This window comes from Providencia rettgeri (assembly GCF_001874625.1).
Taxonomy (GTDB): Bacteria; Pseudomonadota; Gammaproteobacteria; order Enterobacterales; family Enterobacteriaceae; genus Providencia; species Providencia huashanensis.
On record NZ_CP017671.1, the window covers coordinates 1,929,233 to 1,942,707 of the forward strand.

Genomic DNA, 13,475 nt, shown 5'->3' on the forward strand with positions numbered 1-13,475 from the left:
GGCCTCTAACCGGAAGGCTCGCAAGAGCGCTGGGCGGCTTCGTGTGCTGGCACGATCGGAGTGGCTCCGAAGTGCTTCTCAAGATAGGTGACGCCGAACGTCACGATGTCCTGCGCGTCGAACAGGTAGCACTGAGCAAAGCCCACGACACCTTCTCGATGGCGACCGAGCTTCACGTAAGCATTTGCTATAGTTTCGACCGCATCCGGCTTTCCTTCGATAGCAAAGCAATCGAGAATGCCGTTTGAATCGTATTCTGATGCCGTTTTCCAGGCGACTTCACCGTTTCTTCCAAGCATCGGCATCTCATACGTCACCCATCGTTTGTTGGGGATATCCGCAACCGCCTCGGCGTAGTGCAATGCGGTAACGGAGTTTAGCGGCGCACCCAACAGCAGGGCCTTCCCGCCAAGGCGGACGAACCGCTCGACGGGCGACCCTTCCCCCAAGGCGTGACCGAGTTCGTGAGGCTCCGTCAGCGTTTCAGCTAGCGGACCAACCGCGACCATCGATGCATCGGGGTGCGCGCTGCGCCGCGCGCCGGGGGCTTGAACCAGAAATTGATTCAGCAGGCCGAACCCACGGTAAGTCCCGGCCGTTGCGGGATCGAACGGCGGCCAGGTACGGCGGGCTTTGTCATCCAACCGAGCGCCATTCAGAGTCTCCTCGTAGGGTGATCGGTCCCACGACGCGTATCCCATCACAGTGCCAGTCGGCCCAACCGCGGAGCGTAACGCGGCAACGACCGTCTCCGCTCCTCCTTCGACCGGACCAATCGCTTTAAGTGAGGCATGCACCATCAACAGGTCACCGGTTTGGACTCCGAGTTTTCGAATTGCCTCCGTTATTGCCTTCCGCGTATGCATCGCGATATCTCCTCTAAACTGCAAAACACTATACCTATCGAGAGGCACTGTTGCAAAGTTAGCGATGAGGCAGCCTTTTGTCTTATTCAAAGGCCTTACATTTCAAATCTAAAGTATATATGAGTAAACTTGGTCTGACAGTTACCAATGCTTAATCAGTGAGGCACCTATCTCAGCGATCTGTCTATTTCGTTCATCCATAGTTGCCTGACTCCCCGTCGTGTAGATAACTACGATACGGGAGGGCTTACCATCTGGCCCCAGTGCTGCAATGATACCGCGAGACCCACGCTCACCGGCTCCAGATTTATCAGCAATAAACCAGCCAGCCGGAAGGGCCGAGCGCAGAAGTGGTCCTGCAACTTTATCCGCCTCCATCCAGTCTATTAATTGTTGCCGGGAAGCTAGAGTAAGTAGTTCGCCAGTTAATAGTTTGCGCAACGTTGTTGCCATTGCTGCAGGCATCGTGGTGTCACGCTCGTCGTTTGGTATGGCTTCATTCAGCTCCGGTTCCCAACGATCAAGGCGAGTTACATGATCCCCCATGTTGTGCAAAAAAGCGGTTAGCTCCTTCGGTCCTCCGATCGTTGTCAGAAGTAAGTTGGCAGCAGTGTTATCACTCATGGTTATGGCAGCACTGCATAATTCTCTTACTGTCATGCCATCCGTAAGATGCTTTTCTGTGACTGGTGAGTACTCAACCAAGTCATTCTGAGAATAGTGTATGCGGCGACCGAGTTGCTCTTGCCCGGCGTCAACACGGGATAATACCGCACCACATAGCAGAACTTTAAAAGTGCTCATCATTGGAAAACGTTCTTCGGGGCGAAAACTCTCAAGGATCTTACCGCTGTTGAGATCCAGTTCGATGTAACCCACTCGTGCACCCAACTGATCTTCAGCATCTTTTACTTTCACCAGCGTTTCTGGGTGAGCAAAAACAGGAAGGCAAAATGCCGCAAAAAAGGGAATAAGGGCGACACGAAAATGTTGAATACTCATACTCTTCCTTTTTCAATATTATTGAAGCATTTACCAGGGTTATTGTCTCATGAGCGGATACATATTTGAATGTATTTAGAAAAATAAACAAATAGGGGTTCCGCGCACATTTCCCCGAAAAGTGCCACCTGACGTCTAAGAAACCATTATTATCATGACATTAACCTATAAAAATAGGCGTATCACGAGGCCCTTTCGTCTTCAAGAATTTTATAAACCGTGGAGCGGGCAATACTGAGCTGATGAGCAATTTCCGTTGCACCAGTGCCCTTCTGATGAAGCGTCAGCACGACGTTCCTGTCCACGGTACGCCTGCGGCCAAATTTGATTCCTTTCAGCTTTGCTTCCTGTCGGCCCTCATTCGTGCGTTCTAGGATCCTCCGGCGTTCAGCCTGTGCCACAGCCGACAGGATGGTGACCACCATTTGCCCCATATCACCGTCGGTACTGATCCCGTCATCAATGAACCGGACTGCCACGCCCTGAGCGTCAAATTCCTTTATCAGTTGGATCATATCGGCAGTGTCGCGGCCAAGACGGTCGAGCTTCTTAACCAGAATGACATCACCTTCCTCCACCTTCATCCTCAGCAAATCCAGCCCTTCCCGGTCTGTTGAACTGCCGGATGCCTTATCGGTAAATATACGGTTTGCTTTCACACCTGCGTCTTTGAGTGCTCTGACCTGAAGATCAAGAGACTGCTGACTGGTTGAGACCCGAGCGTAACCAAAAAGTCGCATAAAAATGTACCTTAAATCGAATATCGGACAACTCATGTCTATTATTACAAATTTACGATTTAATAGACATATTAATGTAACAGTTTTACGATGTCCGATAATTTATAATATTTCGGACGGTTGCGAAATTGTTAATTCATGACCATCAGGCAGGGAGGCCGGTATGCCCGTCGATTTTCTGACCACTGAGCAGGAACTGAATTATGGTCGCTATGTTGCAGAACCCAATGACGTGCAGCTGGCGCGCTATTTTCATCTTGATGAGCGGGATCTTGCCTTCATTAACCAGCGGCGGGGAAGGCATAACCGGCTGGGAATTGCGCTTCAGCTCACCACCGCCCGTTTTCTGGGCACCTTTCTGACAGACTTAACCCGGGTTCTGCCAGGTGTTCAGCAATTTGTCGCGGTGCAGCTTAATATTCGCCGTCCGGAAGTCCTTACCCGCTACGCAGAACGGGTTACCACCCTCAGAGAGCATACTGCGCTGATTAAGGAATATTACGGTTACCATGAATTTGGCGATTTCCCCTGGTCTTTCCGCCTGAAGCGCCTGCTGTACACCCGCGCATGGCTCAGTAATGAGCGACCCGGCCTTATGTTTGATTTTGCCACCGCGTGGCTGCTTCAGAATAAGGTCCTGCTGCCCGGAGCAACCACACTTGTACGTCTCGTCAGTGAAATACGCGAACGGGCAAATCAGCGGCTGTGGAAGAAACTGGCCGCGTTGCCGGACAGCTGGCAGACCGCCCGCGTGACGGAGCTTCTGGACATTCCTGAGGGGCAGCGTACTTCACCGCTGGAGCAACTGAAAAAGGGACCGGTCACCGTCAGCGGCCCGGCATTTACCGAAGCGCTGGAGCGATATATCCGGCTGCGAAACCTGGAATTTTCCCGACTGAATTTTACCGGTCTGCCTGCTATACAACTGCGTAATTTGGCCCGTTACGCAGGCATGGCGTCGGTAAAATATATCGCGCGAATGCCACAGCAGAGAAAACTGGCCGTACTCACAGCATTCGTTAAAGCGCAGGAGACTGCGGCGCTGGATGAGGCCGTTGATGTGCTCGATATGCTGATACTGGATATCACTCGTGCGGCGAAGAAAACGGGGCAGAAAAAACGGCTCAGGACGCTTAAAGATCTTGATCGTGCTGCGCTAATATTGGCGCGGGCATGTTCATTGTTGCTGGATGAACAGGCTGACGATGCTGAACTGAGGGAGACCATATTCAACAGCATACCGAAAAGCAGGCTGGCAGAATCCGTCAGCAAGGTAAATGAGCTGGCCCGGCCTCAGAACAACAATTTCCATGACGAAATGGTGGAGCAGTACGGGCGGGTAAAGCGCTTTCTTCCGGCGGTATTGCGCGACCTGCATTTCCAGGCAGCGCCAGCCGGAGAACATACGTTGTCCGCCATTCATTATCTGACCGAACTGAACGGCTCGAAAAAGCGCATCCTGGACAATGCGCCTGAACATATTATTACCGGCCCCTGGAAACGCCTGGTATACGATGCGGAGGGCCGGATACAGCGTGCCGGTTACTCGCTTTGTCTGCTGGAGCGCCTTCAGGATGCACTACGTCGAAGGGACATCTGGCTCGAAAACAGCGATCGCTGGGGAAATCCCCGCGAGAAGCTGTTGCAGGGGGAAGAATGGCAGGCTCAGCGGGTCCCCATTTGCCGGGCGCTGGGACATCCCACTGATGGACATAAAGGCGTGCAACAGTTGGCGGTCCAGCTAGATGAAACCTGGAAAACCGTCGCATCCCGCTTTGAAGGAAATGCGGAGGTTCATATTTGCCATGACGGTAAACATCCTTCCCTGACTATCAGCAGCCTGGAGAAACTGGAGGAGCCACCATCGTTGCATCGTCTCAACAGTCGGGTAAGGCTGCTACTCCCGCCAGTAGATTTGACGGAACTGTTGCTTGAAATAGATGCCAGAACGGGATTTACACGTGAGTTTACGCATGTCAGTGAATCCGGGGCCCGGGCACAGGATCTGCACATCAGCCTGTGCGCGGTCCTGATGGCAGAGGCCTGCAATATCGGGCTGGAACCGCTGATAAAGCACAATATACCGGCGCTGACGCGCCACCGGCTTAGCTGGGTAAAACAGAATTACCTCCGGGCAGAAACGCTGGTCAGCGCCAATGCCCGCCTGGTTGATTTTCAGTCCACACTGGAGCTTGCTGGCCGCTGGGGTGGTGGCGAAGTGGCTTCAGCTGATGGCATGCGCTTTGTCACGCCGGTGAAAACCGTCAATTCAGGACCTAACAGAAAATATTTTGGTTCCGGACGTGGCATCACCTGGTACAACTTCGTCTCTGATCAGTACTCTGGATTCCACGGCATCGTTGTCCCCGGCACATTACGAGATTCCATTTTTGTGCTGGAAGGCCTTCTGGAGCAGCAGACAGGGCTGAATCCGGTTGAGATCATGACAGACACAGCCGGTACCAGCGACATTATTTTTGGCCTCTTCTGGCTGCTGGGATACCAGTTTTCCCCCCGGCTTGCCGATGCCGGTGAAGCGGTATTCTGGCGAGTGGATAAATCGGCAAATTACGGTGCACTGGACGAACTGGCACGTGGTTGTGCCGATCTGTCGAAAGCCGAGGATCAGTGGGATGAGATGATGCGAACCGCCGGTTCGCTGAAACTGGGCACCATTCATGCTTCAGAACTCATTCGCTCTTTGCTGAAAAGCTCGCGCCCATCAGGGCTGGCACAGGCGATCATGGAAGTGGGGCGCGTCAACAAGACGCTGTACCTTCTTAATTATATTGATGATGAGGATTATCGTCGGCGGATCCTGACGCAGCTAAACCGGGGGGAAGGCCGCCATGCTGTGGCGAGGGCGATCTGCTACGGGCAGCGCGGTGAGATCAGAAAGCGCTATCGTGAAGGTCAGGAAGATCAGCTGGGGGCACTGGGCCTGGTCACTAACGCAGTGGTACTGTGGAACACACTTTATATGCAGGAAGCCCTGAGCTGGATACGCAGTAATGGAGAAGAAATCGGGGTTGAAGATATCGCCCGGTTGTCCCCACTGATGCACGGGCATATCAATATGCTGGGGCATTATACGTTTACGCTACCGGAGGATATTTTGAAGGGGGAACTGAGAGAACTAAATTTCAATTTAAACAATGAATTAACTTCTTAGCGTACGTTTTCGTTCCATTGGCCCTCAAACCCCTTATACGTCTTATTTTTATCGCGTTTCAATAGCTTATAACCTTTGCCAACCAGGACGGCCTGCGTTTCATAGTGTTGTGTTTGGGCAAGCATGATTTTTCCTACACTTTTTGGATCCTTCTTCGCTTGCCGATAAAGCTGATTAACACTGATAAACTTGTCCTGCTCTGCCAATTTAAGCTTCACATTGCCTCGAACTCTAGCTACATAATGCCATCCCAGCTTACGCACTTGTTTCAGCCATGGAACTTTAAACCCCGCGTCAGTGACAATTACGGGCTTACAGTCCTTGGGTAGCATGGCTTTAAGCTGCTTTAAAAACGCCCCGTGTAGGTGTGGGCAGGTATAATCTTCTGCGGCGGCAATCTTCTGTAGCAGAGTCAACGCTCTACCGTCAGCGGCAATGCTGGCACGCAGGATAAAGTGTCGCTTGGCAGTATCGGCATTGCTCCAGTCAACCAAAATCATCGGCTTAGTTTTATGGCCAACAATAGAAGCCGTCAGCGCAGCATAAATCAATGGCAGCTCTCGTTGCAGGTTAGGATTATTGAGTAGACGATCTGCCCGTTTGATACTGACCTTATCTGAAGAGCCAGGCATCGCCCGGCCAATCGCAGTAACGGTGCAACACGCATCCTTTGCCAGGGCGGTTACCGCATCTAGCAAAACCGAAAATCGGGCTTTATGCATTGATTTTGGCGTGACAAAGGTGAGGAAATCAGCGAGCATAGCTTTTACATTCATGGTGAGCATCCGCGGTGTGGGAGTTTTGGCGAATGATCAGATCAGGAACCGCCATGAATGTTCCCCAATCAACTAACATTTTATTTTAACTACAGAATTTCTGGGGATACCTCAGGTGGTTTGCAACTCTTTGGTTTAATTGGTTTGATTTATGGGCCAATTATTTTTGCGTTAACCATGGTGCTGTTACGGCTTTATACTATTGAGTTTAAAGATTTTCTGGAACGCCAAGACAATAGCTAACAATAAGATTGTTGTACTTTAGCGCTTCGCCCTGCCCATATCGGTATACAGTGCATTTACGGGAGAAAAAACGGCTCAAACAGGAAAAAATGAAATGACTGAGTCAGCCGAGAAGAATTTCCCCGCTTATTCGCACCTTCCCTAGATTGCTTTTGAGCCATGCATGCATTTGTTTTTAACCTTCTAAACTGTAGTTGAAACCTATCTTTTCCTCAAAATATCCTCTATGTTGTCCAAGGAAAAGATAATCCAAAACTTTGGAAAAACATAGTAAGTGTTTCAGAATTGCACTTGATAAACGAAACTTCATTACTTAATAATAACTATACAGCATCTATCCGTTATAGAAGTCAGGATACACCAGTAAAAGTAACCCAGAATGAAAATGGATATATATTTGAATTTTCTGCACCACAATGGGCTCCAGCCGTTGGACAGAGTTTAGTACTTTTCCAAGAAAATGAGTGCCTTGGAGGCGGAGTTATTTCTGAAATCCACTAGTAATATATACTAACTCATTCCCTATAACCTTCGAATCAAGGATTTTTATCCAACCTTTTGTAAAAGATTCAAACCATAGCTGGTAATTCTCTTCCATTCCCTTCTCCTTTCCAGATAAAGACTTTATTGGAAAAGATATTACAAAGTTTTGAGTATGAAAAAGCTGTAGGAAATCCAAGATATTTACATCTTGCTGTTTTAGCACAGGAAGCATCTTTAAAAGGAATACTACATCATAAGTACCTTTGTAGACATCACTCTCTTTATTCAAAAACCTATACTTTATCGTCGTCTTTAACTTCCCAATAATGCTACTCAAAAAAGCTATCTCAGCTCTATCAATATCGTATGCATGATATATTATTTTTTCATTTTCATTCCATTGGTATAAAGCTAATGGATTGAAGCCACAACCAAAATCTAAAATAGATGAGACATGTTTGATATTTCCAAATACATAAGTGTAAAAGTCATTTAATGTTGCGACTCTTTCATTCGTCGAAGAATGAATCTTTAGTAAATCTTCTATTGATAACTGCCCCTGATTGTACTTTTTTAATAATTTATCCCAATTAGGATAGGCAGAATAGTAAGACCCCCATATTTGATGCAATTTCTTTTTAGAATAATTCTCAACTTCCTTTAATTTATATTTCTTCTCAGAAATGGAAACAACCTTTTCAACAATATCTGAATCAAGGTTTTCGTACTTTTTTGATTCAAGTATCTTCTTAACAACATCATTCTTATCCATTTGAAAGAACCTACAAGTTAAGTATTTGATAGGAACTGTCATTTCGGGTTTTTTGCGGTTTCGGGTCAAAATTCGGTTTTTCCCCCGAACTACGACTGTTTTCGCACCCCGAACAACTAATCCAATCAGAATTTTCCGGCAACGCCGACTCTAAGAAGTGTAATTCCAGTCCATTTCTGCCGTCAACCCCTGATTCGCGTTAATGCGACAAAGCTCAAACACATAACTCCCCCACGAAGCCATATAAACTCCGATTTCGAGGTGTTATCGGCGTTGTTGACCAAATCCGTCGCTGGATGGCCGTTCCCCAACCCGTTGATACCACTCAATTCACTGGCTGGCGAACAGGCATACCAAGCCCTATCAGCTTGTTCATCACCTTCACGCCAGCCAGGATTTCGCCCACCTGGGCGTTGTAGTTCCGCAGGCTCAGCGTTGGCCCGATGAGTTGCTTGAACCGGTACATGGCGGTCTCGGCTATCGAGCGCTGGTGATAGCCGGAGTCTTTCTTCCATTGCTTCAGTTCACCGGCCTTGAGCGCCGTCACCGCCTCGTTGCGGGGATGGCCTTCCTCCCACGGTGCCGCATTTTTTCTCGGCGGTATGGTGGCTTTCGCCCCCTTTTTCTTCAGTAGCGCATGACAGGCCTTGGTGTCATACGCACCATCGGCGCTGACCTGTTTTATCTTGCGTCGTAAGGGGTTGAGCAACGTCGGTAACACCTCGTTATCCGCCACCGTCTCCAGGCTGACTTCGGCAGCGATGACCGCATGGGTTGTGGCATCCACCGCCAAGTGGAGCTTGCGCCACACTCGTCGCTTCTCCTTGCCGTGTTTGCGAATTTTCCATTCGCCTTCGCCATAGACCTTGAGGCCGGTGGCATCAATGACCAAGTGAGCCACCGGGCCTTGGCTGGGGAGGCGGTACTTGATGTCGACGGTCTTGGCGCGCTTGCTGATACAGCTATAGTCCGGCGACTGCAAAGGCACCGCCATCAGTTGGAACAACGAGTTAATGAAGCCTTCTAGCGCCCGCAGCGGCAACTTGAACAAGCCTTTTAGCATCAGGGCCGTCTCAATGGCGGTGTCACTGTAGTGGAAACCTCTCCCTCGGCGGCCATGGTGGACCAGGCAATGCCACTGCTTAATGGCTTGTTCGTCCATCCAGGGGTATAGGAAGTATAAACCACCTTTTTGCTCCTCATCCGAAGTATCTTACCTGAAATTCCCTCACTCGTTTACCGCTCAAGCCCCAATTTTAACGGCACTGTTGCAAATAGTCGGTGGTGATAAACTTATCATCCCCTTTTGCTGATGGAGCTGCACATGAACCCATTCAAAGGCCGGCATTTTCAGCGTGACATCATTCTGTGGGCCGTACGCTGGTACTGCAAATACGGCATCAGTTACCGTGAGCTGCAGGAGATGCTGGCTGAACGCGGAGTGAATGTCGATCACTCCACGATTTACCGCTGGGTTCAGCGTTATGCGCCTGAAATGGAAAAACGGCTGCGCTGGTACTGGCGTAACCCTTCCGATCTTTGCCCGTGGCACATGGATGAAACCTACGTGAAGGTCAATGGCCGCTGGGCGTATCTGTACCGGGCCGTCGACAGCCGGGGCCGCACTGTCGATTTTTATCTCTCCTCCCGTCGTAACAGCAAAGCTGCATACCGGTTTCTGGGTAAAATCCTCAACAACGTGAAGAAGTGGCAGATCCCGCGATTCATCAACACGGATAAAGCGCCCGCCTATGGTCGCGCGCTTGCTCTGCTCAAACGCGAAGGCCGGTGCCCGTCTGACGTTGAACACCGACAGATTAAGTACCGGAACAACGTGATTGAATGCGATCATGGCAAACTGAAACGGATAATCGGCGCCACGCTGGGATTTAAATCCATGAAGACGGCTTACGCCACCATCAAAGGTATTGAGGTGATGCGTGCACTACGCAAAGGCCAGGCCTCAGCATTTTATTATGGTGATCCCCTGGGCGAAATGCGCCTGGTAAGCAGAGTTTTTGAAATGTAAGGCCTTTGAATAAGACAAAAGGCTGCCTCATCGCTAACTTTGCAACAGTGCCATTTTAACTGCCGGTCCAGCCTAAACCGCTCTAATAAGGTTCGATTTGGCGGTAAAATCTCTAGCCTGATAGCTCGAGAGATACAAACTGCCCCACCGCCCCGTTTAAAAGTTGGCAGTGTTGAGCAGTGTTGGATTTGGGGTCGTCAGTCAAAGAGACGACTCTGTGATGGATCGAACAGGCTGGGAGTCAGTGGCGGCGCTCGTTCTGGTGGCAGCTCACGCTGCTTGGCGGCATTCGCCTTGGCTGTTTTCTGTTTCAGATGCTTGAGAATCTGCTCAATGACCTTCGGATCTTCGATGCTGGCAATCACTTTGACGTGACCGCCGCAGTGTTCGCAGACTTCAATATCAATATTGAAGACTCGCTTGAGGCGTTGCATCCAGGTCATGGCGCGGTGGCGCTCTGCAGGACTCTTGTCACGCCAGTTAGTATCGAGACCTTCCGATTTGTCGGGCTTCTTGCCCCGCTTGGCGGGTGTTACTTGAACTCGGTGTTTGCTGTTCGGTGCAAAGACGCCGTGGAAGCGTGTGAGGTTGACTCGCGGCTTAGGTACCAACGCAGCGAGTTTGGCGATGAAGTCCAGCGGCTCGAAGATCACATGGGTGGTGCCATTGCGGTACGGAGTTTTGAGCTCGTAACGCACCTGCCCATTGGCGGTTAATGCCAGACGTTTTTCTGAAACCGCTGGCCGACTAATGTAGCGACACAAGCGCTCAAGCTTATCCCGCTGATGCGCTTCGGCCATCACACCGGCGTGTAGCGAGAAACCAGCATGGTTGGCTACTCGACTGCTTGAGTCGGCTTTATCCTCACGCCCTGGCAAGGTTTGCAGGGTGAAGACTTTGCGCCCTTGCTGGGGGCCGACGGCAATGCGATACGTAACCGAAGCACCATGTAATTGAGTCAGCGTATCGTCTTCGCCCTCTTCCAGTGTCAACCACGTATTCTCGGCATCACGCTCCAAAATCCCACGCTTTTCCATGCAGCGAGCGATGCGATGGCTGAGGGTGTGAGCGAGCGTATTCAGCTCATCGTAAGTGGGTGCCTTGACACGATGGAAGCGTTGCTTGCCATAGTCATCTTCGGCATAGACACCATCGAGAAACAGCATGTGGTAGTGGACATTGAGATTTAGCGCGGAGCCAAAGCGTTGGATAAGAGTCACTGAGCCAGTTTGTGCAGAGGCTTTGGTGTAACCGGCTTTTTTGATCAGATGAGTTGAGAGTGTACGATAGACGATACTCAAGACCTGGCCCATCAGCTGGGGATGGCGAGCCAGCAAAAAGCGTAGCTGGAAAGGAAAGCTGAGCACCCACTGGCGAATGGGCTCCTTGGGGAAGACTTCGTCTATCAGCAGCGCCGCACTCTCGGCCATCCGGCGGGCACCGCAGCTAGGGCAAAAGCCGCGTCGTTTACAGCTGAAGGCGACCAGACGCTCGTGATGACAATCCTCGCAGCGAACCCGCATGAAACCATACTCCAGACGGCCACATTGGAGGAGGTCGTTGAATTCTTGTTGGATGTAGCGAGGCAGGTGTTGACCTTGGGCTTCGAGTGAGGCTTTGAAGGCTGGGTAGTGCTGCTCAACCAGCTGGTAGAGCAGCGTCTGGTCGGGTTGGTGGCGTTCGTAACCGTTTGTTTGAGTGGGCGATTGACTCGCCGTGGCGTTCCTTGCCAGCGACATGGGTATCCTCCGCTGATACTGTGGTTATGTACAGTATCAGCGGCTTGCGTTCAGACGTCCAGTCTGGCCCTAGACATCGCTAAATGCTTAACCCGCAATAGCCCTCACGAGTTGTTATCAGCCACTACCGGTTGAGCGAGAAGGTTTTGGGTTCAGGGTGCTATTGCTCCACCAATCACAATACTGAAGCCCCAACTGTTATCAGTTGGGGCTTTTTCTTGTCTGTTTGCGGCGGTTGCGTTTTATCGGTAGTCGTCGAGCTCTGCACCATCCCACATAAGAGCTTAACGGTGCGATCTTCAACGCCATCACACAAAACTTTCTTTTTCACGCACAGTCAACTTATTGGATGTTTTATTAACAACCCAAAAGGAGATATTTAGCGGGCGGCCGGAAGGTGAATGCTAGGCATGATCTAACCCTCGGTCTCTGGCGTCGCGACTGCGAAATTTCGCGAGGGTTTCCGAGAAGGTGATTGCGCTTCGCAGATCTCCAGGCGCGTGGGTGCGGACGTAGTCAGCGCCATTGCCGATCGCGTGAAGTTCCGCCGCAAGGCTCGCTGGACCCAGATCCTTTACAGGAAGGCCAACGGTGGCGCCCAAGAAGGATTTCCGCGACACCGAGACCAATAGCGGAAGCCCCAACGCCGACTTCAGCTTTTGAAGGTTCGACAGCACGTGCAGCGATGTTTCCGGTGCGGGGCTCAAGAAAAATCCCATCCCCGGATCGAGGATGAGCCGGTCGGCAGCGACCCCGCTCCGTCGCAAGGCGGAAACCCGCGCCTCGAAGAACCGCACAATCTCGTCGAGCGCGTCTTCGGGTCGAAGGTGACCGGTGCGGGTGGCGATGCCATCCCGCTGCGCTGAGTGCATAACCACCAGCCTGCAGTCCGCCTCAGCAATATCGGGATAGAGCGCAGGGTCAGGAAATCCTTGGATATCGTTCAGGTAGCCCACGCCGCGCTTGAGCGCATAGCGCTGGGTTTCCGGTTGGAAGCTGTCGATTGAAACACGGTGCATCTGATCGGACAGGGCGTCTAAGAGCGGCGCAATACGTCTGATCTCATCGGCCGGCGATACAGGCCTCGCGTCCGGATGGCTGGCGGCCGGTCCGACATCCACGACGTCTGATCCGACTCGCAGCATTTCGATCGCCGCGGTGACAGCGCCGGCGGGGTCTAGCCGCCGGCTCTCATCGAAGAAGGAGTCCTCGGTGAGATTCAGAATGCCGAACACCGTCACCATGGCGTCGGCCTCCGCAGCGACTTCCACGATGGGGATCGGGCGAGCAAAAAGGCAGCAATTATGAGCCCCATACCTACAAAGCCCCACGCATCAAGCTTTTGCCCATGAAGCAACCAGGCAATGGCTGTAATTATGACGACGCCGAGTCCCGACCAGACTGCATAAGCAACACCGACAGGGATGGATTTCAGAACCAGAGAAAGAAAATAAAATGCGATGCCATAACCGATTATGACAACGGCGGAAGGGGCAAGCTTAGTAAAGCCCTCGCTAGATTTTAATGCGGATGTTGCGATTACTTCGCCAACTATTGCGATAACAAGAAAAAGCCAGCCTTTCATGATATATCTCCCAATTTGTGTAGGGCTTATTATGCACGCTTAAAAATAATAAAAGCAGACTTGACCTG

At 51.0% G+C, this 13,475-nt stretch carries 11 protein-coding genes and 2 pseudogenes; 4 read left to right on the forward strand and 9 right to left on the reverse strand.

The genetic code is table 11. The features are described 5' to 3' along the window. Positions 1-5: 5 nt before the first annotated feature. The 3 genes from aac(3)-IIe to RB151_RS08750 form a co-directional block, all read right to left on the reverse strand. Positions 6-866, reverse strand: a complete 861-nt coding sequence (aac(3)-IIe, locus tag RB151_RS08740) for an aminoglycoside N-acetyltransferase AAC(3)-IIe (RefSeq protein ID WP_000557452.1) — start codon at positions 864-866, stop codon at positions 6-8. A gap of 141 nt (positions 867-1,007) precedes the next feature. Beyond that, the gene (locus RB151_RS08745; protein WP_000027057.1) at positions 1,008-1,868 is read right to left on the reverse strand and encodes a broad-spectrum class A beta-lactamase TEM-1; all 861 of its coding nucleotides are present in this window, start codon (positions 1,866-1,868) and stop codon (positions 1,008-1,010) included. A 182-nt stretch (positions 1,869-2,050) separates the two neighbouring features. Next, positions 2,051-2,608, reverse strand: a complete 558-nt coding sequence (locus tag RB151_RS08750) for a recombinase family protein (RefSeq protein ID WP_001235713.1) — start codon at positions 2,606-2,608, stop codon at positions 2,051-2,053. A 163-nt stretch (positions 2,609-2,771) separates the two neighbouring features. Between RB151_RS08750 and RB151_RS08755 the strand changes: the two genes are divergently transcribed. Continuing rightward, the gene (locus tag RB151_RS08755; protein ID WP_071547993.1) at positions 2,772-5,780 is read left to right on the forward strand and encodes a Tn3 family transposase; all 3,009 of its coding nucleotides are present in this window, start codon (positions 2,772-2,774) and stop codon (positions 5,778-5,780) included. Positions 5,781-5,812: 32 nt separating this feature from the next. On the opposite strand, the pseudogene RB151_RS08760 reads toward RB151_RS08755, so the two are convergent. Beyond that, positions 5,813-6,565: pseudogene (locus RB151_RS08760) on the reverse strand (IS4-like element ISEc29 family transposase); the annotation flags it as partial. A gap of 48 nt (positions 6,566-6,613) precedes the next feature. Here RB151_RS08760 and RB151_RS08765 point away from each other — a divergent pair. Beyond that, positions 6,614-6,799 (forward strand): hypothetical protein, encoded by a 186-nt coding sequence (locus tag RB151_RS08765; RefSeq protein ID WP_002026779.1) that lies wholly within the window; start codon positions 6,614-6,616, stop codon positions 6,797-6,799. Positions 6,800-7,090: 291 nt separating this feature from the next. Further along, on the forward strand, positions 7,091-7,300 hold the full coding sequence (locus RB151_RS24605; protein ID WP_172691603.1) for an aminomethyltransferase beta-barrel domain-containing protein: 210 nt from the start codon (positions 7,091-7,093) through the stop codon (positions 7,298-7,300). Here RB151_RS24605 and armA read toward each other — a convergent pair. After that, complete coding sequence (gene armA / locus RB151_RS08775; RefSeq protein WP_000359986.1) at positions 7,281-8,054, reverse strand: 16S rRNA (guanine(1405)-N(7))-methyltransferase ArmA; 774 nt, start codon at positions 8,052-8,054, stop codon at positions 7,281-7,283. The two genes, RB151_RS24605 and armA, sit on opposite strands and share 20 nt — an antisense overlap. A 325-nt stretch (positions 8,055-8,379) precedes the next feature. Beyond that, positions 8,380-9,219, reverse strand: a pseudogene (locus RB151_RS08780) (IS5 family transposase); the annotation flags it as partial. A 159-nt stretch (positions 9,220-9,378) separates the two neighbouring features. Here RB151_RS08780 and RB151_RS08785 point away from each other — a divergent pair. Continuing rightward, complete coding sequence (locus RB151_RS08785; RefSeq protein WP_001067855.1) at positions 9,379-10,083, forward strand: IS6-like element IS26 family transposase; 705 nt, start codon at positions 9,379-9,381, stop codon at positions 10,081-10,083. Between the two features lie 197 nt (positions 10,084-10,280). Here the strand turns inward: RB151_RS08785 and RB151_RS08790 are convergent, their stop codons facing one another. From RB151_RS08790 to RB151_RS08800, 3 genes are all read right to left on the reverse strand, one after another. Beyond that, positions 10,281-11,822 carry an IS91-like element ISCR1 family transposase gene (locus RB151_RS08790; RefSeq protein WP_000050481.1) on the reverse strand — a complete coding sequence of 514 codons (1,542 nt, stop codon included), beginning with the start codon at positions 11,820-11,822 and terminating at the stop codon, positions 10,281-10,283. A gap of 404 nt (positions 11,823-12,226) precedes the next feature. Beyond that, positions 12,227-13,066 carry a sulfonamide-resistant dihydropteroate synthase Sul1 gene (gene sul1 / locus RB151_RS08795; protein WP_000259031.1) on the reverse strand — a complete coding sequence of 280 codons (840 nt, stop codon included), beginning with the start codon at positions 13,064-13,066 and terminating at the stop codon, positions 12,227-12,229. Continuing rightward, entirely contained in the window at positions 13,060-13,407 is a 348-nt protein-coding gene (locus tag RB151_RS08800; protein ID WP_000679427.1) for a quaternary ammonium compound efflux SMR transporter QacE delta 1, read from the reverse strand. The genes sul1 and RB151_RS08800 overlap by 7 nt, the downstream gene beginning before the upstream one ends. Positions 13,408-13,475: the final 68 nt, after the last annotated feature.

Coding starts and splice junctions, on each gene's coding strand:
- RB151_RS08745 (WP_000027057.1), bottom strand. CDS start 1,868: ATGAGTATTCAACATTTTCGTGTCGCCCTTATTCCCTTTTTTGCGGCA.
- RB151_RS08750 (WP_001235713.1), bottom strand. CDS start 2,608: ATGCGACTTTTTGGTTACGCTCGGGTCTCAACCAGTCAGCAGTCTCTT.
- RB151_RS08755 (WP_071547993.1), top strand. CDS start 2,772: ATGCCCGTCGATTTTCTGACCACTGAGCAGGAACTGAATTATGGTCGC.
- RB151_RS08765 (WP_002026779.1), top strand. CDS start 6,614: ATGTTCCCCAATCAACTAACATTTTATTTTAACTACAGAATTTCTGGG.
- armA (WP_000359986.1), bottom strand. CDS start 8,054: ATGGATAAGAATGATGTTGTTAAGAAGATACTTGAATCAAAAAAGTAC.
- RB151_RS08785 (WP_001067855.1), top strand. CDS start 9,379: ATGAACCCATTCAAAGGCCGGCATTTTCAGCGTGACATCATTCTGTGG.
- RB151_RS08790 (WP_000050481.1), bottom strand. CDS start 11,822: ATGTCGCTGGCAAGGAACGCCACGGCGAGTCAATCGCCCACTCAAACA.
- sul1 (WP_000259031.1), bottom strand. CDS start 13,066: ATGGTGACGGTGTTCGGCATTCTGAATCTCACCGAGGACTCCTTCTTC.
- RB151_RS08800 (WP_000679427.1), bottom strand. CDS start 13,407: ATGAAAGGCTGGCTTTTTCTTGTTATCGCAATAGTTGGCGAAGTAATC.